This is a genomic window from Streptomyces sp. NBC_00667, from assembly GCF_036226825.1.
Taxonomy (GTDB): Bacteria; Actinomycetota; Actinomycetes; order Streptomycetales; family Streptomycetaceae; genus Streptomyces.
In genome coordinates this window covers 6133363-6158986 of sequence record NZ_CP109022.1, presented here as the reverse complement: position 1 = coordinate 6158986, position 25624 = coordinate 6133363, and the positions used below count along the sequence as shown (strand labels likewise).

Below are 25624 nucleotides of genomic sequence, written 5' to 3'. Positions count from 1 at the left end.
CGAGGGGAGGGTTCAGGCGGCGTCGGCGACCGCTTCGGCGTCCGTGTCCGCGGAGTACAGCCGCGCGCAGCCGGCGAGGGCGACGGCCAGCAGCCCGGCGGCCACCACCAGCGCGGGGCGGGCGCCCCAGACGGTCCAGGCCGCGCCGAAGCCCAGGGAGGCGGCGAACCGGGCGAGGGCCTGCCCGGTCTGGACGAGCGCGAGGCCGCCCCCGCGGTGCTCCCCGGGCACGACGGCGGCCGCGGCGGCCATGAGCACCCCGTCGGTGGCCGCGTAGAACCCGCCGTGCAGCAGGAGCACCGCGTACGGCAGGGCGGGGTGTGCACCGCCGGTCAACAGCAGTACGTAGGCGGCGAGCAGCGCGAGGTGGCCGCCGAGGAAGACCCGGCGGCGGCCCACGCGGTCGGCGAGCCGGCCGAGCGGCAGAGCGAGGAGGAAGAACGCGGCGGCGGTGCCGAGCGGCAGCAGGGCGAACCAGCGGTCGGGGATGTGGCCGGCCCGCTGGAGCAGCAGGAAGACGAAGGCGTCGCTGACGGTGCACAGGCCCAGCAGCAGCGCGCACAGGGCGATGCGGCGCAGACCCGGACCGCGCAGCAGCCCGACGGAGGCTTTCAGCGAGACGGGGGCCGCGTCGGCGGCCGGCCGGGTGCGGCGGCCGGGCACGAAGAGCACCAGGACGAGCACGCCGAGGGCGGCCACGCAGGCGCTGACGGTGAAGACGGCGTCGTAGCCGTCGGCGGCGCCGCGCAGGATCAGGAAGGCGAGCATCGGGCCGATGAGCGCACCGGCCGTGTCCATGGCCCGGTGCACGCCGAAGGCCCGCCCGCGTTCGGCGGGGGCGGCGGCAAGCGAGATCAGGGCGTCGCGCGGTGCGGTGCGCAGGCCCTTGCCGGTGCGGTCGAGGGCGAGCACCGCCCCGATGGCGGGCAGGGTGTGCGCGAGCAGCAGCAGCGGTTTGCACACGGCGGAGAGCCCGTAGCCGATGCCCGCGAGGGCCTTGTGCCGGCCGAGGCGGTCGCCGAGGTGGCCTCCGGTGAGCCGGACCAGGGCGCTGACGCCGTTGTAGAGGCCGTCGAGGAGTCCGAAGCCGAGGGGGGTGAGGCCCAGTCCGGCGACGAGGTAGAGCGGGAGCACGGCCGTGACCATCTCGGAGGAGACGTCGGTGATCAGGCTGACCGTGCCGAGGGCGAGGACCGTGGGCGCGAGCGCGGCGCGCCGCCCCGGGCCGGAGCCCGGGACGACGGCCTGTGGCTCGGGGGTCACGGCGGGCGCGGGAGTACCGCGACTGTCCGCAACGTACATGGTCAGGAGGTCCAGATGCCCGTGATGTCCTTGGCGCCGGCGGCGTTCCCGGCGTGGGTGCTCAGGCCGGCCAGGCCCTCCAGGGTGCGCAGCACGTCGTAGTGGTTGTAGGTGGTGGAGGAGGTGCTGCCCGGGGTGACGGGCTGGCCGTAGAGCACGGTCGGGATCTTGTTGCCGGCGAGCCGGTTGTCCTCGTCGAAGGTGACGACGAGCAGGCTGTTGTGGGTCTTGGCCCAGTCCGCGTAGGCCTTGAGGTTGTTCTTGAGCCAGGTGTCGCCGGTGCCGACGGAGCAGTCGTGCGTGTCGCTGCAGAGGTTGGGGACGACGAAGGACACCTTGGGCAGGGTGGTGAAGTCCGTCGGGAACTGCGTCATGGTCTTGGCCGTGCTGGTGGGCACGTTGGAGAAGGCGAACCAGGGGTTGTGCTTGCGGGCGTACTTGCCGCTGCTGCACGTGGTGGAGCCCTGGCTGGGGAGGGTCTCGTTGTAGCTGGTCCAGCTCTTGCCGGCGGCTATCAGCTCGGAGGCCAGGTTGGGCGCGGAGCTGAACGCGGGGGTGTAACAGCTGTCGTCGGTGACGCCCTGGTTGGAGCCGGAGAAGAGCTGGAGGTAGTTGGGCTGGCTGGGGTGGGTGACGCCGAAGGAGTTGGTGAGGTTGGCGCCCCCGCTCTTGAGGGAGTTGATGTAGGGGGCGCTGGAGCTGCCGATGACCTGGTCGTAGGCGTGGTTCTCGAAGACCGCGACGACGATGTGGTCGGGGGCCGGAAGGCCCGCGGCGTGGGCGGGCTGGGCGGCCGCTCCGACGCCGGCCCACAGGGCGGCGCCGGCGGCGGTGACGCCGAAGGCGGTGGCGAGGGCGGTCTTGCGGCGAGTACGTGAAAGGGGCATGCCAAACACGGGGTCTACCTCCGGGCGCGGGGGGTCTGGGCGGCGGCGCGGAGGCAACATACCCAGGGGCATGTGCATGGGCCAGGGATACTTGGCGAACAGAACGGTAACTCCGGCCTGCATCTTGGCCCCGGGCAATGCCACAGCCCGGGGAAGGTCAAGAGAAGGCAAAATGAGGAACCAACAGGTAGTTTCGTTCATCATTCGAACGGAAGCAGTCCACCCCGCCCCGACGGGGCAGTACCAAGCCGGAGAAGCCACCGCACATGTCGTACTCACCCGACGGGCAGCAGTACCAGCCGCCGTACCGGCCGGAAGGACAGCAACCGCAGCCACCACAACCGCCGTACGGGCAGCAGCAGGGCCGGCAGTACGGCGGCCGCCCCGCCGGGCAGCAGGGCCAGGGCGGTCAGCAGCGTCCCCCGCAGCAGTACGGCAACCCGCAGGGGTACGGCCGGCCGGACGGGCAGGGCCACGACCAGCAGGGGTACGACCAGCGCGGCTACGGGCAGCAGGGCTACGGACAGCAGCCGCCGCAGCAGCGCGGGCCGTCCCCGTACGAGCAGCAGCCCCAGTACCGCCGGCCCGGACAGCACGAGCAGCAGTACGACGAGCAGTACGACCAGACCCGGGCGTACGAAACGTACGGTGAACCGCCGTACGACGAGGAGCCCCCGCGCCGCAAGTCCCGGGTCAAGCGCTGGCTGATCGCCGGTACCACCGTCCTGGCCCTCGCGGGTGTCGCGGCCCTGGTGATGAGCCACTTCGACATACCTCCCTTCAGCGACAAGGGCAAGGCGGTCAGCTTCGGCGGGGCCAAGCCCGGCGGCGGCGGGGAAGCCGCCAAGCCGGCGGCGAGCTCGAAGATGTCGATGCCCACGAACCCGACGGCGGTGTTCAAGAACGAGTCGACCCTGTCCGACGGCACCCACGTGGCCGTGACGACACTGGACGGCAAGAAGTCGGGCTTCAAGGGGAAGGTGTGGGTCTGGGCTCCGAAGGAGTACAACGACCCCAAGTTCGCCAAGAGCGGCTTCCCGGTCATGATCGCGCTGCCCGGCGGCGCCGGTTTCCCGGTGAACTACTGGATGGGCACCGACCTCAAGCTCCAGGCCAGCATCAGCAAGTGGTACAGCGAGGGCAAGAGCAAGCCCTTCATCCTCGCCATGCCCGTACTGAACCCGGAGCCGGACAAGGGAATCTACTGGGACGGCTCGGACATCCCCGGCCAGCCCAAGATGGGCACGTGGCTGACCGATGACGTCCCGGACCTGATGCGGGAGAACTTCCGCACGATCAAGTCCCGTGACGGCTGGGCCTTCATGGGCTCCTCCACGGGCGGCTTCGCGAGCCTCAAGGCCGTGCTCAAGTACCCGGAGAAGTTCAAGGCCGCCATCTGCTCCGGACCGGACATCGTCCCCGACTCCTCCCTGTGGAAGGGCCACGACAAGGAGAAGGCCGAGAACAACCCGGAGTTGCTGGCGAAGCAGCTCATCGACAAGAAGGGCAGCCCGGAGGTCTACCTCGCCTTCCAGGTCGGCGACAACGAGAACAACAAGAGAACCCTCCCCGACGTGCAGAAGTTCATCGCCACCTACGGCAAGGGACCGATCCACACCAGCCTGAGGGTCATCGCGGGCGGCGAGCACAACGCCAAGACGTACGTGCCGAACATGGGCGAAGGCCCCATCGAGTTCATCAGCAAGGTCATGGAGGGCCCCGTCGAATGACGGGGCCGGGTGCCCGGCGGCCTACGGGATGAACCCCACGGCCCGCTGAGCGTCCCGCTCCTCCCGCTGCGGCCCGCCGAACACCTTCGGCGGGCCGTAGCCGTCCCACGGAGCCCATCCCGGGTCCCCGGCGACGGCGAACCGGACCCAGGCCGCGTGCATCTCGTCGGCCAGTTCCTGCGGCGCGTCGGGTCCCGCGAGCCAGGCCGACTCCGGCTTGTGGAGGGTGTCGAAGACGAAGCCCAGCTCCAGTGCGTGGCAGGCACCGAGACCCGGCACGCCGCTGGGCCAGCCGAACTCGTACAGGTGGGTCGGAGCGGCCCTGCGGGCTCCGGCGAGCCGGCGCAGCGGATCGCGCAGCAGCCGGTCGGTGAGCAGGTGCCCGGCGAGGTCGGCGGGACCGGCCCCCGGCAGGGCGGCGCGCAGCGCCCGTACGGCGGCGCGGTCCTTGCCGCTGCGCACGCGGGCCAGTTCCACCGCGAGCGGGCCCATCCGGTCCAGCAGCCGCATCGCCCCGGTGGGCGCGAGCCAGAGCCGGTGCTCCTCGGCGGTCCAGCCGAGCAGCAGCGGTACGGCGCAGGCCGCCGCGGCCGACGCCGGGTCCCCGGGCAGCGATTCGGGGTCGGCGACCAGGCCGAAGGCGGGCCCGCCGGTGACCGGGCCGGTGCGGCGCAGCACGGCTGCCTGCGCGGCCAGCAGGTCCGGCAGGGCGACGGCGGTGAAGGCCGTCGCGGTGGCGGGAACCTTGAGCAGCGAGGCCATCTTGCGGACCATCGGACGGGCCCGCTCGCGGGGCAGCACCTCGGGCGGCCCGCTCTGCATGACGGCGCGCGCGAACAGGCCGGCGGCGCGGGGCGCGGCCAGCAGGGCGCCGACGCTGATGGCGCCGGCGGACTCCCCGAAGACGGTGACGCGGCCGAGATCGCCTCCGAAGGCCCCGATGTTGTCCCGGACCCAGGTGAGGGCGGCGATCTGGTCCAGCAGGCCCCGGTTGGCGGGGGCGTCGGGGAAGACGCCGTAGCCGAGGGCGCCGAGCCGGTAGTTGAGCGAGACCAGGACGATCCCGTCCCGGGCGAAGGCCGATCCGTCGTAGACGGGGACGGCGGAGGACCCCCTGGTGAGGGCGCCCCCGTGGATCCACACCATGACCGGCAGCCCGGCCCCGGGAGAGGGGTCGGGGGTCCACACGTTGAGGTTCAGGCAGTCGTCGCCGGGGATCTCCGGGTCCGGGAGCAGCGACGCGTACCGGTCCGGGTAGGGCACTTTGGGAGCGGTGGGCCCGAAGGCGCCCGCGTCGCGTACCCCGTCCCAGGCGGCCGGCGGCCGGGGGGCGGCGAACCGGAGCGCTCCGACGGGCGGGGCGGCGTAGGGGATGCCGCGGAAGACGCTGATGCCGCCCTCCTCCAGCCTGCCCTCGACCACGCCGTACCGGGTGCGGGCCCGGGGCCGGGTGCCGCCCGCTGGACTCATCGTGACCTCCTGGCGGCGCCTTCCCGTCGCGGGGGCACCGAATCCGCTGTTCCGGGCACGGTCGCACACCCTCCCGAAGGGTGACAAGCCGTGACCCGGCCCGGTGCGCGGCGGGTTGGACCGGGCATGCGAGCCATGTCGATCGACCGCACCCTCCGAAGCGTCGTACGGACGGGCGTGGTGCCCGTCCTGCTGTTGGCGGCCGGCGCTGCCTCCGGCGCCGCGGCGGCGGCCGGCGGACCCGACTTCCAGTACGTCGGCCAGGACGACAGGGTCCACGGCCTGGACGCGCCCCGGGGCTGTGTGGCGGCGGAGGGCGGCGGTGGCCGGGCGGTCACCAACCACGGCCGGGCCACCGCGACCTTGTACCGGGAGCCGCGCTGCGCGGGCGCCCCGGTGGCGGTGCTGCGGCCCGGAACGGTGACCCCGGTACGACCGTACTTCGCGTCCGTGCGTTTTTCCGTCACCGGGTAGGAGCAGCGGCCGTGACCCCTCGGCGGCCACGGCGTTGTATGCCATGTCAAATGCCGCAGCTCTGCGGCGATCCAATCTCACGAGGAGATCTTGATGTCGCGTATCGCGAAGGCATTCGCCATCACCGCTGTCGCCGGTACCGCCGTGGCGGCCGGTGCGGGTCTGGCCGTCGCCGATGCCGGAGCGCACGGTGCGGCGATCGGCTCCCCCGGTGTCCTGTCGGGCAACCTGGTCCAGGTCCCCGTGCACGTACCGGTCAACGTCTGCGGCAACACCGTGAACGTGATCGCCCTGCTCAACCCGGCCTTCGGCAACACCTGCGTCAACGCGTCGGGTGGCGACGAGCACCACACCGAGGGTTACGGCGAGTGATCGTCCGCCGGACCGCATGACCGAGTGAACGAGGGCCCCCGCCGACGGCGGGGGCCCTTTCGGTGTGGGGCGGCCGGTACGCGTGCGGCCCGTTGAGGGGGCGCCGGGTCACTCGTAGCGGTACTGGCCCTGGTGGCGGAGCATCTCGCGCGGGGTGACGTTCCACGGCGGCATCGGCTCGTCGAGGGCGATGACCCGGCCGTGCTGGGGGTCGCCCAGCGCAGGGGGCTGCGCGGGCAGGTAGCCGGAATCCGGGTGTTTCTGCTGCCAGCGGTCCCAGACCAGGTCCACGAAGGCGTGGTGCAGCCAGAACACCGGGTCGTTGGGGGCGGTGCCGCCCGTCATGTGGCCGCCGATCCACTGGTGGACCTTGTTGTGGTTGCGCCAGCGCTCGCTCTTCGGCGCGGCCCAGCCCTCCAGCTTGTTGCGGAAGCCGCCGCCCCGCGCGGTGGAGTCCCAGGGCGCGGTGTCGTAGGCGGGGTCGTCGACCGCCCACTGGAGTTCGGCCCTGGTGGGGAGTTTGATCGGGGTCTGCGGGCGGCCGAGGTTGCGGGTGAGGTAGCGGGCCTCGGAGACCCCGACGGTCACCGTCCAGTTGCCCTTGCCGTAGGCGAAGGGGCCGGTCATCACCTGGTGGTCGCCCTCGCGTCCGGTGCCGCCGAGGAAGTCCTCGGCCCACAGGGAGGAGGCGGGACTGTTGTCGGTGGTCCAGTCCCAGTACGGGATGGACACGCCGGCGTCCACGGAGCGCAGCTGCTTCTCGAACTCCAGCAGGAAGCGCCGGTGCCAGGGGAAGAAGGACGGCGACATGTGTCCGACCCGCAGCTTGCGGTCCCGGTCGGGGACGAAGTACTTGCCGTGGGTGCGGACGAACTGGTCGTAGGTGCCGTTGCGCTTGAGCTCCAGCACGGCCGCAGTGAACCGCTGCTTCTGCGCGCGGGTCAGGTCCTTCTGGTTCTGCCGGGTGTACACAGCGGGACTCCTGCCGTCAGCCGTGGTGGGGGGCGGCCATGGCCAGTTGCGTGGTGCCCAGCTCGTCCACGGCCGCGCGGGCCAGCTCCATCGGGGTGGCGAAGGACTGGAAGTGGTTGATCCCGCTCAGGTAGCTGCCGTCGGCCCGGCGCATCACGTGCAGGGGTCGGCCGTCGATGCGCACCGCGGCCGCGACGGGGTCGACGCTGATGTGGCGGCCGCGGTACGACTCCTCCACCAGCGGGGCCGGGGTGAGCGTCTGGCGGGGACGCCGGGCGCGCAGGACGGGTCCCAGGGCCGCGGCCGTTCCGGCGAGCACCGCCGTGGTGAAGGCCGTACGGAGGACCGCGCGACGGGTGAGTGGTGCGGCGGATGCTGCGTGCATGCGTTCTCCTCGCTCGATGGCCCGTGCTACGCGGTCTAACGCGGTCCGGCGGACGAGGTCACCCCTGGGGCACGACTGCCCCAGGGGTGGGGGAACGGTTTACGGCGCGGGGAGTTCGGCGAAGTCGGCGACGAGGCTGCGGTGGTGGCCCGCCGTCCCCAGGGCCGCCGCGGCGGCCTTGGCCCGCTTGAGGTACAGGTGCGCCGGGTGCTCCCAGGTCATCCCGGTCCCGCCGTGCAGCTGGACGCACTCCTCGGCGGCCCGCACCGCGACTCCCGAGCAGTAGGCCTGGGCGACGGCGATCGTCAGCGGTGCGTCGGCGGTGCCCGTCGCGAGGGCGTCGGCGGCCGCGCGCGCCGCTGCCCTGGCGGAGGCGACGTCGAGCCAGAGCCGGGCCAGGCGGTGCTTGAGCGCCTGGAAGGAGCCGATGGGCCGGTTGAACTGGTGGCGGGTGCGGACGTGGGCCACCGTCTCGGTCAGGCACCACTCGGCGATGCCCACCTGCTCGGAGGCGAGCAGCCCGGCCCCGGCGAGCAGTGCCCCGGCGACGGCGGCCCGGGCGGTGGCGGGGTCGGCGAGCCGGGTCCCGATGGCGCCGTCGAGGCCGACGGTGGCGAGCGGCCGGGTCAGGTCCAGCGGGACCAGCGCAGTGAGCGAGACCTCCGCCACCGGCACCGCGTACAGGCCGGTGTCGGCGAGGACGAGCAGCACGTCGGCGGCCACCGCGTCGGCGACGAAGCCCACGGAGCCGCTCAGTACGCCGCCTCCCGCGTCCCGTACGGGCGTCGGCAGCGGTGCGCCGGGGGCCAGGGTCAGCGGCACTGCCGGTACGCACACCTGCCGGCCGGAGGCCACCTCCCGCAGCAGCGTCATCGCTTCGGCGGAGGAGGGGTCGCAGCCGAGCAGGATCTCCGTCGCCAGGACCCCGCTGGTCAGGTACGGGACCGGTGCCACGGCCCGGCCGAGCTCCTCCAGCACCACCGCCGCCTCGCGGTGACCGGCGCCCTGGCCGCCGAGCTTCTCCGGGACGAGCAGTCCGGCGGCGCCGATCCCGGCGGCGAGGGTCTCCCACAGCCCCGGGTCGTGGGGCCGGCCGCCCTCGACCCGGGCGAGGATCGCAGCGGGCGGGCACCGGTCGGTGAGCAGGGCCCGTACGGCGGAGCGCAGTTCCTCCTCCGCCTCGGAGTAGAGCAGGTCGAAGGGTGCGCTCATCGGGCCAGGTCCTTCCAGGCGAGGTCCTTGTCGTCGCGCGGCTCGGGCGGCAGGCCCAGGACGCGTTCGGCGACGATGTTGAGGAGGATTTCGCTGGTGCCGCCCTCGATGCTGTTGCCCTTGGCGCGCAGGTAGCGGTAGCCGGCGTCCCGGCCGGTGAAGTCGACGATCTCGGGGCGGCGCATCGTCCAGTCCTCGTACAGGAGCCCCTCTTCCGCGAGGAGTTCCACCTCCAGGCCGCTGATCTCCTGGTTGAGGCGGGCGAAGGTGAGTTTCATGCCGCTGCCCTCGGGGCCGGGCTGTCCCGCGGCGAGCTGCTGGCGCAGCCGTTCGCCGGTGAGCCGGGCGACCTCCGCCTCGACCCACAGTTCCAGCAGCCTCTGGTGCAGGGCGTGGGTGCGCAGTGCGGGGCGTTCCCGCCAGGCCGCGGCGACGGGGGCGATCATGCCGCCTTCGCGGGGGATCCGCATGCCGCCGATGGAGACGCGTTCGTTCATGAGGGTGGTGCGGGCGACCGCCCAGCCCTGGCCGACGGCGCCGAGCCGGTGGCTGTCGGGGATGCGGACGCCGGTGAGGAACACCTCGTTGAACTCGGCCTCGCCGGTGATCTGGCGCAGGGGGCGGACCTCGACGCCGGGGGCGTGCATGTCGCAGAGGAAGTACGTGATGCCCTGGTGCTTGGGCAGGGAGGGGTCGGTGCGGGCGATGAGGATGGCCCAGCGGGCGGTGTGGGCGCTGGAGGTCCACACCTTCTGGCCGTCGACGGTCCACTCGTCGCTCGCCTCGTCGTGGACGGCGCGGGTGCCGAGCGCGGCCAGGTCCGAGCCGGCGCCGGGCTCGCTGAAGAGCTGGCACCAGACTTCCTCGCCGAGCCACAGGGGCCGCAGGAAGCGGCGCTTCTGCTCCTCGGTGCCGTAGGCGAGGATCGTGGGCGCGGCCATGCCGAGGCCGATGCCGATCCGCCGCGGGTCGTTGTCGGGGGCTCCGGCGGCCTCCAGTTCGCCGTCCACGACGGCTTGCAGGGCGCGGGGTGCGCCGAGGCCACCGAGGCCCTCAGGGTAGTGCACCCAGGCGAGTCCGGCGTCGAAGCGCGCGCGCAGGAAGTCGGCGGGGGCGGTGGTGGCGGGCGGGTGGGCGGCGAGCAGGTCGCGGACGCGGGTGAGCAGCTCCTCGGCGGTGATCACCGGGTACCTCCGTCGAGGGAGGGCACGACGACCAGCCGTCCGGTCGTGGTGCCGTCGGCGACGCGCTGTACGGCGTCGGCGGCCGCGGCGAGCGGGACGCGTTCGCTGACGAGCGGTCTGACGGCGCCCTCGGCGGCGAGACGGGTGAGTTCGTCGTGGCAGGCGAGGATCGCGGCCGGGTCCTTGGCGGCGTACAAGCCCCAGTGCAGGCCGAGGATGGCGTAGTTCTTGACGAGGGCGTGGTTGAGCGCCGGGGCGGGGACGGTGCCGCCGGCGAAGCCGACGATCACGATCCGGCCCTCGAAGGCCACGCATTTGGCGGAGGCGGTGTAGGCGTCACCGCCGACCGGGTCGTAGACCACGTCGGCTCCGCGGCCGCCGGTGAACTCCTTGACGCGGGCGACGATGTCCTCGCCGGTGCGGTCGATGACGAGGTCGCAGCCCAGTTCCTCGGCCGTGCGGGCCTTGGCCTTGCCTCCGACGACGCCGATCACGGTGGCCCCGGCGGCCTTGCCGAGCTGGACGGCGGCGCTTCCGACCCCGCCGGCGGCGGCGTGCACGAGCAGCGTCTCGCCGGCGCGGAGGCGGGCCCGGCGGTGCAGGCCGAACCAGCCGGTCTGGTAGCCGATGTGGAGGGCGGCCGCCTCGGCGTCGTCCAGTGTGCCGGGGGCCGGCAGCAGGGCGCGCGCGGGCGCGGTGACGTACTCGGCGAAACCGCCGTGCGGCAGGCTCGGGTTGGCGATGACGCGGCGGCCGTCCTCGGTCTCGCCGCAGATCTCGACGCCGGGCGTGAAGGGCAGCGGCGGCCGGATCTGGTACTGGCCGCGCGCGAGCAGCGCGTCGGGGAAGTTGACGTTCGCCGCGAGTACCTTGAGCCGTACCTCGCCCTCGCCGGGTACCGGTTCGGGCACCTCTTCGAGGCGCATGGCCTCGCGGGGCTCGCCGGGGGTATGTACGCGCCATGCCTGCATCCGGGGCCTCCAGCCGCCGTCGAGGAACCACACTCCGAGCGCATACTAAGCGGTCGCTTGCCTATTTGGGAACGGTTGCGGCCGCCGGTATCGACGTCATCGGCGCGCGTCGCGGACGCGCTCCGCCGTTCACCGGCGCACAACCGTTCGATCCGGTTAGCATCGAACGGCAGGTGTCAGGGGGACATGACACCGCCGCAACGCACACTTCCCAGGGGGGACTTGACCGATGGGTGACGTTCGCATCCGGCGCGGCGCGGTCACGGCCGCCGCGGCCGTGGTCGTGGCAGGACTGATCACCGCGGGAGGGCCGGCCGCCACGGCCGGCGCGGCGGCCACGTGCACACCGCGGATCCAGGTGCTCGGCTCGCTGGGGGCCGACACGTACGAGCGCGACGCCCGGCGCTCCCAGGGCGTCATGGACCTCGGCGCGGGCGACCTCGCCGTCGGGGTCTCCGGGTACGAACCCGTCTACTGGACCGGCACCACGGTCCACCGGGTCCCGCTGACCGACCCGGACCAGAGGGGGCAGGTGCTCGCCGTCAACGCCCACGGGCTGATGGTGGGGGTGCTCGACGCCCTCGGGAAGACCACCTTGTTCACCTACCAGCAAGGCGCGGCGGCGATCACCCTGCTGCCGGAGAGCGACGGGTCCGACCTGGAGGCCGACGTCAACGACGCCGGGTTCGTCGTCTCCCGCTCCGACAGCTGGGTGGGGACGGTGTGGAAGGACGGCCGCAAGGTGCGGGAGCTGCCCCTTCCGGCGGACGCCGGTCCCGGCACCCGGATCAAGATGGTCACGGGCATCAATCGCGCGGGGGACATCCTCGGCCAGGCCGAGCAGGACCACGAGGTGCCCGAGACCGGCGAGCACCTCCACGGGACCTACCCCGTTCTGTGGCCGGCCGACGGGACGGCCGCCCGGCTCCTGGCCCCCACCGGCACCGGCGCCTACGAGGAGAGCTACGTCCAGGACCTCGACGAGAGCACCCGGATCGTGGGCTACGACTGGCAGGGACCCTGGCACGAGTACACGCCGTGGGTGTGGACTCCCCCGCACACGGCCCCCGGCGCCACCCCGGGCGTCCTGAGCACACACCCGTACGGCACGTTCGAGGCGATCAGTGCGACGACCGGCGTGAGCGTCGGCACCGCCAAGTTCCACCCCGAGCAGCCGATCCTGCCGGACCAGGCGCAGCTGTGGCCGGGCTCCGGCCCGGTCAAGGCGCTGCCGAGGCTCGCGGCGGGCGGGGCCAGCATGGCCGACGCCGTGTCGGACGACGGCCGGGCGGGCGGGGCGGCCGTGAACGCGAGCGGCGGGCTCAAGCCGGTCGTGTGGACCTGTGCGACCAAGCAGGCCTACGACCCGGGGAGTTAGGCCGTGGCGGGAGGAACGGCCGCAGGACGGCTCGTGGCCGCGCGGGGATGGTGATCTGGACGCCCGCACGCTATCGATGGACGCGTGAAGAACCTTCCGCGCGGGCTCCCCGCGCCGCCACCCTCCGGTGCCGCCGCCCTGCCCGCCGGCACGTACGCGGGGCAGGCCGTACTCGTCACCGGCGGCGGGACGGGACTGGGCAAGGCGATCGCCGCCGAGTTCGCGCGGCTGGGCGCGGACGTGGTGATCGCCGGGCGCCGCCCGGAGCCGCTGGAGGCGGCGTGCGCGGAGTTGGCCGCCGTCCCCGGAGCGGGCCGGGTGACGGCCGCCGTCTGCGACATCCGGGACCACGAACGGGTCGCGGAGGTCTTCGACGCGGCTGCGGCCGCCTCCGGACGGACGCCGGACGTGCTGGTCAACAACGCGGCCGCGAACTTCCCCTGTCCGGCGGAGGACCTGTCGCCGAACGCCTGGCGGGCGGTGGTCGACATCACCCTGACCGGCACCTGGTTCATGACCCGCGAATTCGGCCGCCGCCACCTCGCGGCCGGCACGCCCGGGTCGATCGTCAGCATCGGGGCCTCCTACGCCTGGACCGGCGGCCCCGGCTTCGCGCACAGCGCCGCCGCGAAGGCGGGGGTGAAGAACCTGGTGGAGACGCTCGCCGTCGAGTGGGGCCCGTACGGCATCCGGATCAACGGCCTGGTTCCGGGGCTGTTCCCGCACGAGGAGATGACCCGGGACATCCGCGACGGCCTGGACCGGACCGTGGCCGCAGGCACCCTCGCCGCCCGCCAGCCGGCCCTGCGGGTCGGGGAGCCGCGCGAGCTGGGCTGGGCCGCCACCTTCCTGGCCTCCCCCTACGCCCGCTTCATCACCGGGCACACCCTGGTGGTCGACGGCGCGAACTGGCAACGCCGGTCCCTGGTCAACCCTGATGTGGTGCCGGTGCGGGAGCAACTCGGGCGCGGCCCGTTCACGGGGTGAGGCGTGAGCCGTGAGGCGTGAGCCGTGAGGCGTGAGCCGTGAGGCGTGAGCCGTGAGGCGTGAGCCGTGAGGCGGTCAGCGGGCGGTGCGTGGTGCGCGGCGTCGCCGGTTCACGTTCCCGTGAAGTGCGGCGGCCGGCGGGCGGCTTTCGCTCCGTAGCCCTCGCTCGCGTCGCGCGAGGTGAGGGTGAGGGCCGCCGTCATCGCCGCCCGGTCGAGGGCCGCCGGGAGGGCGGCGTCCGCATAGGCGTCGACGGCCCGCTTGATGCCCTGGACGGCCAGCGGCGCGTTGGCGGCGATCTCCGCGGCCACCGCGCGGGCCGTGGCGTCGAGCTCGGCCGCCGGTACGACGAGCTGCACCAGGCCCCGGCGTTCCGCGGTGGCGGCATCGATGCGGCGGCCGGTCAGGGCCAGGAACTTCGCCCAGCCCGCGCCCGCGTCGCGGGCGATGCGCAGGTCGCCGCCCGCGTCCACCGCGACGCCCAGGGCCGCCTCGGGCAGCGCGAAGACCGCGTCCTCGGCGGCCACCCGGACGTCGGCCATCAGGGCGAGCTCGAAGCCGAAGCCGAGGCAGTAGCCCTGCACCGCGGCGACCACCGGCTGGGGCAGCCCGGCGAGGACGGCGAAGCGCTCGTGCACCCAGTGGATGCCCTCGTAGTAGTTCCGGGTCCGTTCGGCGGCGCTCTCCCCCGTGATGTCGCCGCCCGGGGCCCTGACGTCGATCCCGGCGCAGAACGCCCTGCCCTCGGCCCGCAGCAGGACCACCCGTACGCCCGGGTCGAAGCGGATCCGGTCGGCCAGCAGGCCCAGCTGGCGGGTGGACTCCCAACTCCACCCGTTGAGCCGGTCCGGGCGGCAGAGGGTGAGGACGGCGACCGTGTCCGCCACCTCCAGCCGGATCCGCTCCTCGCCCTGCGCGATGTCCGTACTGGTGGTGTCGATCACCGCTACCCCGATCACCGTAGGCCCACGGATTGACGGACCGTCAGCTTAGCGGGGTGCCGGTCAGCGCGGGAAGAGCTCGAACGCTACCGCCGGCCGGCCGCCGAACCGGGCCGCCGCCTGCTGGGCGTTGTCCGTCAGGAAGGTGCGGACGTACTCCTGCGGGTCCTGGTCGGTCAGCACCTCGATGTACGCCTCGTGCTTGAGCAGCGACTGGACGGCGCGTTCGAAGCCCGGGCCCGCGTCGGCCGCGTGGGTCGGCGTGGTGGTGCCCGACACCGCGACCCAGCGCACTCCGTCCCAGGGCTCCAGGCCCTGCTCCGCAAGGAGTTCGGGGAAGATCCAGCGGTTGCCGGCGTCACCCGCGGCGTCCAGCGTGGCCCGGCCGACGGCCTTGTGGTCGGGGGTGTTCCAGACGCCGCCGCCGTCGGCGCCGCCCCAGGTGTCGCGGTGGTTGAGGGTGATGACGAGTTCCGGGCGGTGGCGGCGGATGGCCGCGGCGATGTCCCGGCGCAGGCCGAGGCCGTATTCGACCACGCCGTCCCGGTAGTCGAGGAACTCGACGGTCGACACCCCGACGACCGCCGCGCTCGCCCGCTGCTCCGCCTCGCGCACCGAGGCGCATTCGGCCGGTGCGGTGGTGTCGATGCCCGCCTCGCCCCGCGTGGCCAGGAGGTAGACGACCTCCCGCCCGCCGTCCGTCCAGTCGGCGATGGCGGCCGCGCAGCCGTACTCCAGGTCGTCCGGATGGGCGACGACCGCCAGGGCGCGTTGCCAGTCGGTGGGCATGGGCTGCAAGGGGGCCTGCCGCGGGGCCTGTTGTTCGCTCATGATCGCACCATAAGCGAACGCCAGGCCCGACCGGCGTCGGCTGTGTCAGATCAGGACCACCGAGCGGAGCACCTCTCCCCGCTGCATCCGCTCGAAGGCCGCCTCGACCGCGTCCAGCGGGATCGTCTCGGAGACGAAGGCGTCCAGGTCGAGCCGGCCCTGGAGGTAGAGGTCGATCAGCATCGGGAAGTCGCGTTCCGGCAGGCAGTCGCCGTACCAGGAGGACTTGAGGGCTCCGCCGCGCCCGAAGACGTCCAGGAGCGGGAGGTCGAGCTGCATCTGCGGTGTGGGGACGCCGACGAGCACCACGGTGCCGGCGAGGTCGCGCGCATAGAAGGCCTGCCGGTACGTCTCGGGGCGGCCCACGGCCTCGATGACCACGTCCGCGCCGTTGCCGCCGGTCAGTTCCTGCACGGCCTTGACCACGTCCTCGGTGCGGCCGTTGACGGTGTGGGTGGCGCCCAGGCCCCGCGCCCACTCCAGCTTCCGGTCGTCGAGGTCGACGGCGATGATGCGGGAGGCGCCGGCCAGCCGGGCGCCCGCCACGGCCGCGCTGCCCACTCCCCCGCAGCCGATGACGGCGACCGAGTCCCCGCGGCCGACGTTGCCGGTGTTCAGGGCGGCGCCCAGGCCCGCCATCACTCCGCAGCCCAGCAGCCCCGCCGCGGCGGGCGAGGCGGCCGGGTCGACCTTGGTGCACTGTCCGGCCGCCACCAGGGTCTTATCGGCGAAGGCCCCGATGCCGAGGGCCGGGGAGAGCGCGGTGCCGTCCTCCAGGGTCATGGGCTGTGCCGCGTTGTGCGTGGCGAAGCAGTACCAGGGGCGGCCGCGCCGGCAGGCGCGGCAGTCGCCGCACACGGCGCGCCAGTTGAGGATGACGAAGTCACCGGGGGCGACGGAGGTCACGTCGGGGCCGACCGATTCCACGATGCCGGCCGCCTCGTGGCCGAGGAGGAAGGGGAACTCGTCGTTGATCCCGCCCTCGCGGTAGTGCAGGTCGGTGTGGCAGACCCCGCAGGCCTGCACCTTGACCAGCGCCTCGCCGGGGCCCGGGTCCGGCACGAGGATCGTGGTCGTCTCCACGGGCGCGCCCTTGCTCCGCGCGATGACCCCTCGTACGCGATGCGTCACTTCGTACCCCGTTCTGGTCGGCTCTGTCCGGATGACCGAACGTACACGGACGCCGCCCCGTACGGGAGTTGCGTCACCCGATGGCGCGGGATCCGGCCAGTGGGGAGGGCAGCGCTTCCCGCAGCGCCGCGCCCAGCGCCGTGACACCGGGATGGCCGGCCGCTCCGCTGCGGAAGGCGAGCAGGGTCCGTCGTGCCATGAGCAGCCGGGTGAGGACCACGCGGTCGTGGTCGCAGCCGGTGAGGCCGAGCTGCGGGACGACGGCCACACCCTGACCGACGGCGACGAGGGCGAGGACGGTGGCGAACTCGTCGGCCTGGTGCCGGATCCGGGGTTCGAAGCCCGCCGCCCGGCAGGCCCGTACGGTCATGGCGTGGCAGAGCGTTCCGGGCACCGCGGTGATCCAGGGCGCTTCGGCGTGGCGGCGCAGTACCTCCTCCTGGCCGGTCCGGGTCTGCGCCGGGCATCCCGCGGGCCCGGCGGAGGCCGGGGCGGCGAGGTACATGGCCTCCTCGAAGAGCGGCTCGGTGGCCAGGCCCGGCTCCCGCGCCGCGGGGACGAAGTCGTACTCGTGGACCAGGGCCACGTCGAGCTCACCGGCGCGCAGCGCGTGCGCGACCGCCGCCGGATCGGTTTCGCGGACCATCGGCTCCAGCCCCGGGTGGCGGCGGGAGAGGGCGGCCAGGGCCGCCGGGACGAGGGCCCGCGTGGCGGTGGGGAAGGACCCGATGCGCAGGGCTCCGGTGAGGCCGAGGCGGGCTCCGGCGAGTTCGGCGCCGGCCTGCTCCAGCCGTTCCAGGACGGCATCGGCGTGCCGGACGAGGTTGTGGCCGGCCGGGGTGAGCCGGACCCGGCGGCCGGTGCGCTTCAACAGGGGCAGACCTGCTTCGCGTTCGAGGACGCCGAGTTGCTGGGACACCGCCGACGGGCTGAAAGCGAGGGCTTCGGCGACGGCGGCGATGGTGCCCCGGTGGGCGAGTTCGCGCAGCAGGCGCAGGCGGCGTACGTCGAGCATCGGCCCAGCTTACGGTTCAGGTAAGGAACGTTCACTGGATTTGATGCTGGGGCGCCACGAAGCTGTTCGGCATGGCACGGGACATGACACGAAACAGCGCGCGGCGGCCAGCGGAGCACCTCGCACAGCGCACGGCGCGGCACACGGCACGCGACCTTCCGCTCCACGGGGTCCACGTCCCCCTGATCACCCCCTTCACTCCCGGCGGGGACGTCGCCGCCGGGACGCTGGAATCCCTCGCGCACGAGGTACTGGACGCGGGTGCCACCGGGATCGTGGCCCTCGGTACCACCGCGGAGGCGGCCGCGCTCGACGAGGCGGAGCGGGACCTCGTCACCACCGTGTGCGCCCGGGTCTGCCGGGAGCGGGGCGCGCCGCTGACGGTGGGCGCCGGGGCGAGCGGGACCCGGGCCGCCGAAGCGGCGCTCGCGCGGCTGGCCCGGTGGCCGCAGGCGATGGCGGCACTGGTGACGGTGCCGCCGTTCGTGCGGCCCTCGGCGGCGGGGGTGACGGCGCACTTCGCACGGCTGGCCGAGGTGAGTCCGGTACCGCTCATCGTGTACCACGTCCCGTACCGGACGGGGCAGCCGCTGGACGCGGCCGCGCTGCGGGCGCTCGGGGAACTGCCCGGGGTGGCGGGGGTGAAGTACGCGGCCGGGGGGATCGACCAGGACACGGTGGCGCTGCTCGGCGAACTCCCCGCGGGCTTCGCATTCCTGGCGGGTGACGACGTGTACCTCTCGCCGCTGCTCGCGCTCGGTGCGGCGGGCGGGATCCTCGCCTCCGCGCACGTGGCGACGGAGCGGTACGCCGAGCTCACCTCGGCGTGGCGGTCGGGGGACGTCGCTCGGGCCCGGGCCCTGGGGCACGCCCTGGCCCGGCTCTCGGCGGCGCTGTTCGCCGAGCCCAACCCGGCGGTGATCAAGGCGGTGCTGCACGCCCAGGGCCGGATCCCCTCCCCGGGCGTACGCCTCCCGTTGCTGCCGGCCTCGAAGGGCGTGGTGACGGACGCCCTCGCGGCGCTGACCGGGCTCCGGCACGACGACCGGCTCCTCACCGGACTGCGCTGATACGGCACGGACGGGGGCTCGGCATGCCGGAATAAGTCCTTGATGGGCGATTCGCGTATAACAGCCCGGTCGCCCCAATCCGCCACTCGGAGGGGGAAGTTGCCCCGGTTTGGCGAGGGGCCCGTCCGCTCGTGATGTGAGTCACTCGGGGCGCGTCAACATCAATTCCCGGAAAGGCCTGATTCCCTTTCCCCGGAAAGAAAGTTGGCTTTCCGGGGAACGCATTCCCAAGGTCATTTACCGGGCGCCATGCGGTAAGTCGATCACCCAGCGGAATTCACGCCTTGTTCCGGTCGCCAGGATTCGCCTACGGTCACCTCGTTCCCAGTGGCCGCCCGTCGAAACCGGTCGCCACGAGGGCTCTCCCGTACCCCCACGTGAGGAATTGCGCCATGCGCCCAAAGGGTAAGCACCGACGGCCGAAGCAGCACCCGATCGCCCGCAAGCTGGCCGTGGCCGGCACGGGCGGAGCGGCCCTCGCCCTCCCGCTGGTCAGTGCGACCACGGCCGGCGCGACGGAGACCACCGCCGCTCCCACCACGTACTCCGTGGTCGCCGGTGACACCCTTTCGCAGATCGCGGCCGCGCACTCCGTCGCAGGCGGCTGGCAGCAGCTGTACGAGGCGAACAAGAGCGTCGTCGGCGCCAACCCCTCGGTCATCCGGCCCGGCATCAAGCTGACCCTCGGCACGGCGCCGAAGACGGCGACGGCGGTCCAGGCCGTGGCGCGGCCCACCACCTCCTACACCAACAATCTCGACGGCTGGATCCGCCAGTCGCTGGACATCATGGCCCAGCACGGTATTCCCGGCAGCTACAACGGAATTCTGCGCAATGTGATGCGCGAGTCCTCGGGCAATCCCATGGCGATCAACAACTGGGACTCCAACGCCGCGGCCGGTATCCCCTCCAAGGGGCTGCTCCAGGTGATCGACCCGACCTTCCGCGCCTATCACGTACCGGGAACCTCGCTGAACTCCTACGACCCGGTCGCGAACATCACCGCCGCCTGCAATTACGCGGCCGCCCGCTACGGTTCGATCGACAACGTCAACGGCCCGTACTAAAGAGGCCCTTCACCGCCCGGGTACCCGATGTACGGGTACCCGGGCGCTCTGCGTCAGCAGCGCCGGCGGTCCTGCGTGAGCACGCCCTGCGCGGTGGCGACCGTACGGTCGTAGCAGCCGGCTTCGGAACCGGACAGCCGGTAGCGCACCGTCGTGGTGCCCACGGCGTGCCGCTGCTCGCGCGGGACGCCGGCGGTGTAACTCGCGTCTCCCGCGTACGTGTCCTCCAGCCGCGACCACCCGACCTGGCGGCCGCCGCGCAGGGTGGAGGTGTCCGCCCTGTCGCCGAGGGAGAGGACGGTGCGCAGCCGGCCCCCCGCGCCCAGGGTGGTTTCACCGTCCATCGTGTAGGTGCGCCGGGTCGTCGTGGCGGCCTCCCCGTGGGACACGGTCTCCTCGTCGGTCCACCGCGCGGACAGCGCGTCGAGGTCCTCGCCCTCGGTCCAGCGGTGCACGGAGGTGTTGCGCACCGCCCGGCTGACCGTGGTCGTGACCCGGCCGTGGGAGGTGTCGAGGTGTCCGGCGACGGTCAGGGAGTGGCCCGCCCCGGTGTCGAGCCGGTGCTCGGTCCCGGGCGTCCAGCGGACGGAGTTGGCCGGATCGCTCTCCTCGTGCCGGGTGAGGGCGCCGGTGACCACCGCACGGCCCCGGTCCTGCCACAGCAGCAGGTTCGCCGGGGTGCTCCAGCCGCTCTGCCCGGCCGGGACCCCGGCCACCGACACCTCGATGCGGTGGGGGCGGCCGTCGTTGAGGAGCGCCGCGTAGGGCGTGAGGTCGTAGCGCAGGGGCTGGACGTCGAAGGCGTGGGGGCCGGGGGTGACGTACCAGAGGAACGGGTTGGACCATCCGCCGGTCCAGACGGTGGGGAACGGTGCGGCGAGACCGGCCAGTTGCCCGTCCACCAGCACGCGGACCTCCCGGTAGGGGCCGTCCGCCGCCTTGCAGGAGTACGGGGCGGCGTCGGGCGTGGTCAGGTACCAGAACTCCTCGCACCCGCCGCCCGAACCGGTGGCGTACACCTCGGCGAGGAGCCGTTCGGTGTTGCGCGGGGTGGTCACGGACGGGGTGGTGAGCGGGATGACGCGGTCGGGGGTGACGGCCGGCCGGGTGCGGCCTTCGGCGGCGTAGAAGGTGAGGGTGACCTTGACGTCGATGACACCGGTGTAGGTGTCGTCGACGACGTTGCCGATCAGCATCTCCACGGGCTGCGGGCGGCTGAGGGTGTCCCGGTAGTGGGTGACGTCCTTCTCGACGGACCAGGTGATGCCCTCGGGCGAGGGTTCGGGGGTGGAGGTGCTCAGGATCTCGACGCCGCCGACGCTGAGGTTGCCGAGGCGGTCGTACTGGCGGCCCTTGACCTTGCCGTCGAGGCGGAGCACCACTTCCGCCCAGTCGCCCCGGCCGCAGCCGGTGGGCGGCGCGTAACTGCCCCGGTACGGGGTGAAGTCCCGGAACTGGGCCTCGGCCAGGGTCACTTGGCAGGACCTGGTCCCGGGCCGGGCCACCGACGGAGCGGCGGTGAGGGGGTCGTGCCAGTCGGTGCCGAACTCGGCGGGCGGGTCTTGCCCGGGTCGGCCGTCGCCGGGGGCCGCGGTGGACGTGGCGGCCGTGGTGGCGGCGCCGGCCGTGGCCGCGCTCGCGGGTCCCGCGGCGGCCAGGGCGCCCACGGCGAGCGCGAGCGCGCCCAGCAGGCCCGTGATCCTGTGTCGTCTCATGGGCCCGCAGTGAAACCCGGCCGGGCCCGGGGACGCCAGGGCGCGCGGAGCGGCACTGGCCGGATGTCGTCCCCGCGTCGAGTGCCCGTGCCGGCGGCGCAGGGGCCGGACGCCCCGGTGGATCAGGCGGCGGGCGAACCGGCCGGGAGTACCGCGACCCCGTCGTCGTCGGCGTAGACGATGTCCCCGGGACGGAAGGTGACCTCACCGATGGTGACGGGCTCGTCGACGGTGCCCGCGCCCGTCTTGCCGCTCTTGCGCGGGATCGTACCCCGGGCCTTGATGCCGAGGTCGAGGCGGCCGAGGGCGTCGCTGTCGCGGACCGAGCCGTTGATGATCAGTCCGGCCCAGCCGTTGCGCAGCGCGGCTCCGGCGATGAGGTCGCCCACGAGCGCGGTGCGCGGGGAGCCACCACCGTCGACCACGAGCACGGCGCCCTCGCCCGGTGTGCCGACGAGCTCCCGCAGCAGGGCGTTGTCCTCGTGGCAGGAGAGGGTGCGCACCGGCCCGGCGAACACCGCGCGGCCGCCGATCCGGCGGAAGGGGGTGGTGCACAGACCGAGGGCCTCTCCGTACCGGTCGTACAGGTCGGCGGTGGGTATCGGCTTGACGGTCATCTCGCTCCGGCTCCTTCGCTGTCTGCGTCGCGCGGTGACCAGCGTAGGCGTCGGCCCGGGCGCGGTCAGCGGCGGGAGTTGCCGAACAGGAGGCGGTAGCCGATCAGCAGGACGAGCGAGCCGGCGATGGCGGAGCCCCAGGTGGCGGCGTCGAAGAACTGGTTCTCGATCGGCCGGTCGAGGAATTTCGCGGAGAGCCATCCGCCGATGAAGGCACCGGCGATGCCGATGAGGGTGGTCCCGATCAGTCCGCCCGGGTCCCGGCCGGGCAGCAGCAGCTTGGCTATGCCGCCGGCCAGCAGCCCCAGGATGATCCAGCCGATGATGCCCATGCCCGCTCACTCCGCTTCGTTCGTGCACGCTCGCTCGCGCGTTCAGGGAGGAGGACGCGAGGAGGGCGGGATCGGTTCTCCGGGGAGGTCGCCGGTGCCGGGCGCGGCCGGCCGGCGCGGGCCCGGCCGACGCCCGGCCGACCGGGCGGGCCGCGCGTCGAGCGTCGAGCGGGTCGAGCGTCGAACCGCTCACACCGCGACCCGGCCGGCCGTTGCGGCGGCGGCGGTCGCGGGCGCGGGCGCCGGGTCGGCCACCCGGTCGCCGGGGCTCGTCCGGGTCAGCAGCAGCACCCCGCGCGCCGCGGCGAGGGCGCCCGCGGTGGCCAGCAGGATGCCGAGCGCGCCGCCCTGGAGCCGTTCGCCGAGCAGGACCATGCCGATGGCGGCGGCCGCGAGCGGGTTGGACAGGTTGACCACGGCGAGCGGTGCGCCGAGCCCGCCCCGGTAGGCCCGTTGCGACAAGAGCATGCCCCCGACGGCGAAGACCACGACGAGCAGCGCCACCGTGACCACCCGCGGGCTCAGCAGGGCCCCTCCCCGGCCGCCCGCCACCGCCACGGTCTGCGTCAGCGCGGAGGCGGCGGCGGAGGCCAGCCCCGAGGCGGTGGCGTGCCGCAGGCCGGAGCGGACGTCACCCCGGGTCAGCAGGGTGATCACGGCGGCGGTCGCGCCGGAGACGGCGAGGGCCTCGGCCAGCGTGAGGGTGTCGTCGGGCGCGGGTCCGGACGCCGGCAGGAGCAGCAGGCCGAGCCCGGCGACGGTGGCCAGGGTGCCCCGCCACTCGGTGGCGGCGACCCGGCGGCCCGCCCCGCGCGCCCCGAGGGGGACGGCCGCGACGAGGGTCAGGGCGCCCAGGGGCTGGACCAGGGTGAGCGGCCCGTACCGCAGGGCGGCCGCGTGCAGCAGCGCGGCGGCGGCGTTCAGTCCGGCCGACCACCACCAGGCGCCGTTGCCGAGCAGCGCGGCGGCGCTGCGGGCGACGGCGCGGCGGGCGAGGCGTTCCTGGGCGACGGCCGCGGCCGCGTAGGCCACGGCGGAGGCGAGGCAGAGCGCGACTGCGAGGGCGGTGGCGTTCACCGAAGGCTCCCCGCGCCCGCGACGACGGACTCGGCCCGGCCACGGCGCGGCCCCGGCAGGCCGGCTCCGACGGAGGGCACGGCGGCGGGGGACGCGGCCCCGGGGGCAGCCCCGGGCGACACCGCCTCGCAGGACACGGCCCCGCGCGACACCGCCTCGGGAAGCGCCGTGCCGGGAGACGCACCGGCCGGCGACGCGGCGGCGATCCGGGAACCACCCGTGACCGGGCGCGGGACGAACAGCAGCGCGGCCCCGAGCAGGACGGCGGCGACGACCGCGTCCAGCCAGTAGTGGTTGGCCGTCCCGACCACCACGAGCAGCGTCACCGACGGGTGCAGCAGCCACAGGTACCGCCACCGGGAGCGGGTGGCCGCGATCATGCCGAGGGCCAGCATCAGGGCCCACCCGAAGTGCAGGGAGGGCATCGCGGCGAACTGGTTGGCCAGGGTGTCGGTGGCCGGCGCGGCCCGGTAGACGGTGGGCCCGTAGACCTGCGCGGTGTCCATGAGCCCTGCGGCGCGGAGCATCCGCGGCGGTGCCAGCGGGAACGCCAGATGGAGGGCGAGGGCGGCTCCCGTGAGGACCGCGAGCACGCGGCGGGTCCACAGGTAGTGGCCGGGGCGCCGGACGTAGAGCCAGATGAGGAAGAGGGCGGTCGCCGGGAAGTGCACGCCCGCGTAGTAGGTGTTCGCCGACCGTATGAGGGTGTCGCCGTGCAGCAGCAGCCGCTGTACCGCGCCCTCGCCGGGCAGGTGCAGCGCGCGTTCGGCGTCCCAGATCCGCGCGGCGTTGCGGAACGCCTCGTCGGTGCGGCCGGTCGAGAGCATCCGGCCCGCCTTGTAGACGGTGAAGAGTCCCGCGACGAGCAGCAGCTCGCGCAGGAGCCGGCGCCGCTCCCGCCCGCGTCCGGGTGGACCGGTGGGGGGCTCCGCGGGGGTCGTCTCGGTGGTCATCCCACGGTCTCGCTTCCTCTACTCGGCGGGCGGCCGGGCGGAGCTCGTCCGCCGGGCCGTCACACATCGACACGCCAGTGTATCGATACATTGGCGTATCGATACGCCGGTGTACCGATACGCTGGCGTAGCCGTACACTCGAATGACGGACCGTGCCGCCGAGGAGGACCGCACCCATGACACAGACAGAGCCGGCCTCCGCGCGTCGCTCCAAGATCAGCCCCGAGCGGGTCCAGGAGTTCTACGACGCCGTCCTGGAGCAGCTGCGCGAGAACGGCTACGAAGCCCTGACCATGGAGGGCATCGCCGCCCGCGCCTGTTGCGGCAAGTCCACGCTCTACCGGCAGTGGAAGACCAAGCCCCAGCTGGTCGCCGCCGCCCTGCGCGCGAACCGGCAGGGCACCCTCGCCGCGGTCGACACCGGCACCCTCGCCGGGGACCTGCGCGAGGCGGCCCGGATCGCGGCCGGCACCTCGGGTCGTGACACGCGGCTCAGTCAGGCGCTCGGGCACGCCGTGCTCAGCGACGAGGAGCTCCAGGCGGCGCTGCGCGAGGCGCTGGTCGAGCCCGAGCTGGCGGCGTTCGACGCGATGGTGGCGCGGGCGGTGGCGCGCGGCGAGATCACCGCGGACCATCCGGCGGTGGAGTTCCTGCCCGCACAGCTGATGGGCGTCATGCGGATCAGGCCGGTGCTCGAAGGCCGCTACGCCGACGCCGACTACCTCGTGCGCTTCGTGGACGCGGCGCTGCTCCCCTCGCTCGGCATCACGCCGGGCACCACCCCCTAGACCGGTGGGCCACCGTCCCCGATGACCGGACGGAGACCTGCCCGCGCTGCCTCGTGGGGACGGCGGCAGCGCGCCACCCGGACCGGGCGGCGGTCACTCGCACGACGAGTGGCCGCCGCCCGATCTGTGCGGAGCGGCGCCCGCCTCACGGCCGGGGCGCCCCCATCAGCCGCGTGTACTGCTCGGGGTCGGCGTCGAAGCCGCGCGGGCGCGCGTCCAGGGACCAGCCGCCCGAGGGGTCCCGCAGGAATTCGGCGACGGTCGCGGCGCTGAACCCCCCGACGTCCGCGAAGTCGGACCGGGCCAGGTCGGTGTAGCCCTCGCGGATGCGCACTCCGGTACCGGCCACGGAGGCGAAGGTCTTCGTACGGGCGCCTTCGGGCCCGGGGTCCTGGATCACCACGCCCACGACCACCCGGCCGAGCCCCGGGGCAAGCCGGTTCAGTTCGAGGGTCATCACCTCGTCGAAGCCGAGTCCCTGCCCGGTGTCGCTGTCCCGGTTGAGGGTGATCGTGCCGTCGGGCGCGCGGCTGCCGAAGTGCACGAGGTAGACGGGGTCACCGTAGAGGGCCGCCGAGTCGTACGCGGCGGCCAGTATGTCGAGGTCGTGCGCGGGCGTCCCGGCCGGGCTGGGATCCCAGCGCAGGGCTATCTCCACCTTGGCCAGGCTCTTGCGTACTGTGCTCACCGAACTCCCCCTCCGCTCACCGGACATGGCCCAGTCATGCTGTCACGTGCCGGTGATCAAGGCGGAGCGAACGC

The 25624-nt window shown here is 73.6% G+C and carries 26 protein-coding genes; 8 read left to right on the top strand and 18 right to left on the bottom strand.

Going from position 1 to position 25624, the window contains the following annotated elements; all coding sequences use genetic code 11:
• Positions 1 to 12: 12 nt before the first annotated feature.
• The gene (locus OHA81_RS28040) at positions 13 to 1302 is read right to left on the bottom strand and encodes an MFS transporter (RefSeq protein ID WP_329200424.1); all 1290 of its coding nucleotides are present in this window, start codon (positions 1300 to 1302) and stop codon (positions 13 to 15) included.
• A gap of 2 nt (positions 1303 to 1304) precedes the next feature.
• Positions 1305 to 2189, bottom strand: a complete 885-nt coding sequence (locus tag OHA81_RS28035) for an alkaline phosphatase family protein (RefSeq protein ID WP_329200422.1) — start codon at positions 2187 to 2189, stop codon at positions 1305 to 1307.
• Between the two features lie 266 nt (positions 2190 to 2455).
• Here OHA81_RS28035 and OHA81_RS28030 point away from each other — a divergent pair, with 266 nt between their 5' ends.
• Positions 2456 to 3919, top strand: a complete 1464-nt coding sequence (locus OHA81_RS28030) for an alpha/beta hydrolase (protein ID WP_443056701.1) — start codon at positions 2456 to 2458, stop codon at positions 3917 to 3919.
• Positions 3920 to 3940: 21 nt separating this feature from the next.
• Here the strand turns inward: OHA81_RS28030 and OHA81_RS28025 are convergent, their stop codons facing one another.
• The gene (locus OHA81_RS28025) at positions 3941 to 5389 is read right to left on the bottom strand and encodes a carboxylesterase/lipase family protein (RefSeq protein WP_329200421.1); all 1449 of its coding nucleotides are present in this window, start codon (positions 5387 to 5389) and stop codon (positions 3941 to 3943) included.
• Between the two features lie 135 nt (positions 5390 to 5524).
• Here OHA81_RS28025 and OHA81_RS28020 point away from each other — a divergent pair, with 135 nt between their 5' ends.
• Complete coding sequence (locus tag OHA81_RS28020; RefSeq protein WP_329200419.1) at positions 5525 to 5863, top strand: hypothetical protein; 339 nt, start codon at positions 5525 to 5527, stop codon at positions 5861 to 5863.
• Positions 5864 to 5956: 93 nt separating this feature from the next.
• Positions 5957 to 6235 (top strand): chaplin, encoded by a 279-nt coding sequence (locus OHA81_RS28015; RefSeq protein ID WP_136212270.1) that lies wholly within the window; start codon positions 5957 to 5959, stop codon positions 6233 to 6235.
• A 108-nt stretch (positions 6236 to 6343) separates the two neighbouring features.
• Here the strand turns inward: OHA81_RS28015 and OHA81_RS28010 are convergent, their stop codons facing one another.
• The 5 genes from OHA81_RS28010 to OHA81_RS27990 form a co-directional block, all read right to left on the bottom strand.
• Positions 6344 to 7207 (bottom strand): tyrosinase family protein, encoded by an 864-nt coding sequence (locus OHA81_RS28010; protein WP_329200415.1) that lies wholly within the window; start codon positions 7205 to 7207, stop codon positions 6344 to 6346.
• Positions 7208 to 7223: 16 nt separating this feature from the next.
• Positions 7224 to 7592, bottom strand: a complete 369-nt coding sequence (locus tag OHA81_RS28005; RefSeq protein WP_329200412.1) for a tyrosinase family oxidase copper chaperone — start codon at positions 7590 to 7592, stop codon at positions 7224 to 7226.
• Positions 7593 to 7691: 99 nt separating this feature from the next.
• On the bottom strand, positions 7692 to 8804 hold the full coding sequence (locus OHA81_RS28000) for an acyl-CoA dehydrogenase family protein (RefSeq protein ID WP_329200410.1): 1113 nt from the start codon (positions 8802 to 8804) through the stop codon (positions 7692 to 7694).
• Positions 8801 to 9988, bottom strand: a complete 1188-nt coding sequence (locus tag OHA81_RS27995; protein WP_329200408.1) for an acyl-CoA dehydrogenase family protein — start codon at positions 9986 to 9988, stop codon at positions 8801 to 8803. The genes OHA81_RS28000 and OHA81_RS27995 overlap by 4 nt, the downstream gene beginning before the upstream one ends.
• Positions 9985 to 10959 carry an NADPH:quinone oxidoreductase family protein gene (locus OHA81_RS27990; RefSeq protein ID WP_329200406.1) on the bottom strand — a complete coding sequence of 325 codons (975 nt, stop codon included), beginning with the start codon at positions 10957 to 10959 and terminating at the stop codon, positions 9985 to 9987. The genes OHA81_RS27995 and OHA81_RS27990 overlap by 4 nt, the downstream gene beginning before the upstream one ends.
• A gap of 229 nt (positions 10960 to 11188) precedes the next feature.
• Here OHA81_RS27990 and OHA81_RS27985 point away from each other — a divergent pair, with 229 nt between their 5' ends.
• Positions 11189 to 12337, top strand: coding sequence for a hypothetical protein (locus OHA81_RS27985; RefSeq protein ID WP_329200404.1), 1149 nt, complete (start codon positions 11189 to 11191; stop codon positions 12335 to 12337).
• 84 nt (positions 12338 to 12421) lie between these two features.
• Positions 12422 to 13324, top strand: coding sequence for an SDR family oxidoreductase (locus OHA81_RS27980; RefSeq protein WP_329200402.1), 903 nt, complete (start codon positions 12422 to 12424; stop codon positions 13322 to 13324).
• Between the two features lie 110 nt (positions 13325 to 13434).
• Here the strand turns inward: OHA81_RS27980 and OHA81_RS27975 are convergent, their stop codons facing one another.
• The 4 genes from OHA81_RS27975 to OHA81_RS27960 all read right to left on the bottom strand — a co-directional run bounded on the left by OHA81_RS27975 (position 13435) and on the right by OHA81_RS27960 (position 17242).
• Complete coding sequence (locus tag OHA81_RS27975; protein WP_329200400.1) at positions 13435 to 14268, bottom strand: enoyl-CoA hydratase/isomerase family protein; 834 nt, start codon at positions 14266 to 14268, stop codon at positions 13435 to 13437.
• Positions 14269 to 14328: 60 nt separating this feature from the next.
• Entirely contained in the window at positions 14329 to 15096 is a 768-nt protein-coding gene (locus OHA81_RS27970) for a PIG-L deacetylase family protein (RefSeq protein ID WP_329200398.1), read from the bottom strand.
• 45 nt (positions 15097 to 15141) lie between these two features.
• Complete coding sequence (locus tag OHA81_RS27965) at positions 15142 to 16227, bottom strand: S-(hydroxymethyl)mycothiol dehydrogenase (protein WP_329200396.1); 1086 nt, start codon at positions 16225 to 16227, stop codon at positions 15142 to 15144.
• Positions 16228 to 16300: 73 nt separating this feature from the next.
• Positions 16301 to 17242, bottom strand: a complete 942-nt coding sequence (locus OHA81_RS27960; RefSeq protein ID WP_329200394.1) for a LysR family transcriptional regulator — start codon at positions 17240 to 17242, stop codon at positions 16301 to 16303.
• Between the two features lie 83 nt (positions 17243 to 17325).
• Here OHA81_RS27960 and OHA81_RS27955 point away from each other — a divergent pair, with 83 nt between their 5' ends.
• Together OHA81_RS27955 and OHA81_RS27950 are read left to right on the top strand one after the other, a co-directional pair.
• A complete protein-coding gene (locus OHA81_RS27955) occupies positions 17326 to 18312 on the top strand; it encodes a dihydrodipicolinate synthase family protein (protein ID WP_329200392.1) in 987 nt (328 codons plus the stop codon).
• A 392-nt stretch (positions 18313 to 18704) separates the two neighbouring features.
• Entirely contained in the window at positions 18705 to 19379 is a 675-nt protein-coding gene (locus tag OHA81_RS27950) for a transglycosylase SLT domain-containing protein (RefSeq protein WP_329200390.1), read from the top strand.
• A gap of 53 nt (positions 19380 to 19432) precedes the next feature.
• Here the strand turns inward: OHA81_RS27950 and OHA81_RS27945 are convergent, their stop codons facing one another.
• The 5 genes from OHA81_RS27945 to OHA81_RS27925 form a co-directional block, all read right to left on the bottom strand.
• Positions 19433 to 21094, bottom strand: coding sequence for a peptide-N4-asparagine amidase (locus OHA81_RS27945; RefSeq protein ID WP_443056700.1), 1662 nt, complete (start codon positions 21092 to 21094; stop codon positions 19433 to 19435).
• 122 nt (positions 21095 to 21216) lie between these two features.
• The gene (gene rraA / locus OHA81_RS27940; protein ID WP_329200388.1) at positions 21217 to 21711 is read right to left on the bottom strand and encodes a ribonuclease E activity regulator RraA; all 495 of its coding nucleotides are present in this window, start codon (positions 21709 to 21711) and stop codon (positions 21217 to 21219) included.
• Positions 21712 to 21776: 65 nt separating this feature from the next.
• Positions 21777 to 22043, bottom strand: coding sequence for a GlsB/YeaQ/YmgE family stress response membrane protein (locus OHA81_RS27935; protein ID WP_329200386.1), 267 nt, complete (start codon positions 22041 to 22043; stop codon positions 21777 to 21779).
• Between the two features lie 189 nt (positions 22044 to 22232).
• Positions 22233 to 23120, bottom strand: coding sequence for a hypothetical protein (locus OHA81_RS27930; RefSeq protein WP_329200384.1), 888 nt, complete (start codon positions 23118 to 23120; stop codon positions 22233 to 22235).
• Entirely contained in the window at positions 23117 to 24073 is a 957-nt protein-coding gene (locus OHA81_RS27925; protein ID WP_329200383.1) for a phosphatase PAP2 family protein, read from the bottom strand. Before OHA81_RS27925 ends, OHA81_RS27930 begins: the two co-directional genes overlap by 4 nt.
• A 177-nt stretch (positions 24074 to 24250) precedes the next feature.
• On the opposite strand from OHA81_RS27925, the gene OHA81_RS27920 reads away from it, so the two are divergent.
• The gene (locus OHA81_RS27920) at positions 24251 to 24862 is read left to right on the top strand and encodes a TetR/AcrR family transcriptional regulator (protein WP_329200381.1); all 612 of its coding nucleotides are present in this window, start codon (positions 24251 to 24253) and stop codon (positions 24860 to 24862) included.
• Positions 24863 to 25007: 145 nt separating this feature from the next.
• Here OHA81_RS27920 and OHA81_RS27915 read toward each other — a convergent pair whose 3' ends face one another.
• A complete protein-coding gene (locus tag OHA81_RS27915) occupies positions 25008 to 25550 on the bottom strand; it encodes a TerD family protein (RefSeq protein ID WP_329200379.1) in 543 nt (180 codons plus the stop codon).
• Between the last annotated feature and the right edge of the window lie 74 nt (positions 25551 to 25624).

Excerpts from the sequence above, each read along its gene's own strand:
- OHA81_RS28040 (WP_329200424.1), bottom strand. The coding sequence starts at position 1,302 with ATGTACGTTGCGGACAGTCGCGGTACTCCCGCGCCCGCCGTGACCCCC.
- OHA81_RS28035 (WP_329200422.1), bottom strand. The coding sequence starts at position 2,189 with ATGCCCCTTTCACGTACTCGCCGCAAGACCGCCCTCGCCACCGCCTTC.
- OHA81_RS28030 (WP_443056701.1), top strand. The coding sequence starts at position 2,456 with ATGTCGTACTCACCCGACGGGCAGCAGTACCAGCCGCCGTACCGGCCG.
- OHA81_RS28025 (WP_329200421.1), bottom strand. The coding sequence starts at position 5,389 with ATGAGTCCAGCGGGCGGCACCCGGCCCCGGGCCCGCACCCGGTACGGC.
- OHA81_RS28020 (WP_329200419.1), top strand. The coding sequence starts at position 5,525 with ATGTCGATCGACCGCACCCTCCGAAGCGTCGTACGGACGGGCGTGGTG.
- OHA81_RS28015 (WP_136212270.1), top strand. The coding sequence starts at position 5,957 with ATGTCGCGTATCGCGAAGGCATTCGCCATCACCGCTGTCGCCGGTACC.
- OHA81_RS28005 (WP_329200412.1), bottom strand. The coding sequence starts at position 7,592 with ATGCACGCAGCATCCGCCGCACCACTCACCCGTCGCGCGGTCCTCCGT.
- OHA81_RS28000 (WP_329200410.1), bottom strand. The coding sequence starts at position 8,804 with ATGAGCGCACCCTTCGACCTGCTCTACTCCGAGGCGGAGGAGGAACTG.
- OHA81_RS27990 (WP_329200406.1), bottom strand. The coding sequence starts at position 10,959 with ATGCAGGCATGGCGCGTACATACCCCCGGCGAGCCCCGCGAGGCCATG.
- OHA81_RS27985 (WP_329200404.1), top strand. The coding sequence starts at position 11,189 with ATGGGTGACGTTCGCATCCGGCGCGGCGCGGTCACGGCCGCCGCGGCC.
- OHA81_RS27970 (WP_329200398.1), bottom strand. The coding sequence starts at position 15,096 with ATGAGCGAACAACAGGCCCCGCGGCAGGCCCCCTTGCAGCCCATGCCC.
- OHA81_RS27960 (WP_329200394.1), bottom strand. The coding sequence starts at position 17,242 with ATGCTCGACGTACGCCGCCTGCGCCTGCTGCGCGAACTCGCCCACCGG.
- OHA81_RS27955 (WP_329200392.1), top strand. The coding sequence starts at position 17,326 with ATGACACGAAACAGCGCGCGGCGGCCAGCGGAGCACCTCGCACAGCGC.
- OHA81_RS27950 (WP_329200390.1), top strand. The coding sequence starts at position 18,705 with ATGCGCCCAAAGGGTAAGCACCGACGGCCGAAGCAGCACCCGATCGCC.
- OHA81_RS27945 (WP_443056700.1), bottom strand. The coding sequence starts at position 21,094 with ATGAGACGACACAGGATCACGGGCCTGCTGGGCGCGCTCGCGCTCGCC.
- rraA (WP_329200388.1), bottom strand. The coding sequence starts at position 21,711 with ATGACCGTCAAGCCGATACCCACCGCCGACCTGTACGACCGGTACGGA.
- OHA81_RS27935 (WP_329200386.1), bottom strand. The coding sequence starts at position 22,043 with ATGGGCATCATCGGCTGGATCATCCTGGGGCTGCTGGCCGGCGGCATA.
- OHA81_RS27925 (WP_329200383.1), bottom strand. The coding sequence starts at position 24,073 with ATGACCACCGAGACGACCCCCGCGGAGCCCCCCACCGGTCCACCCGGA.
- OHA81_RS27920 (WP_329200381.1), top strand. The coding sequence starts at position 24,251 with ATGACACAGACAGAGCCGGCCTCCGCGCGTCGCTCCAAGATCAGCCCC.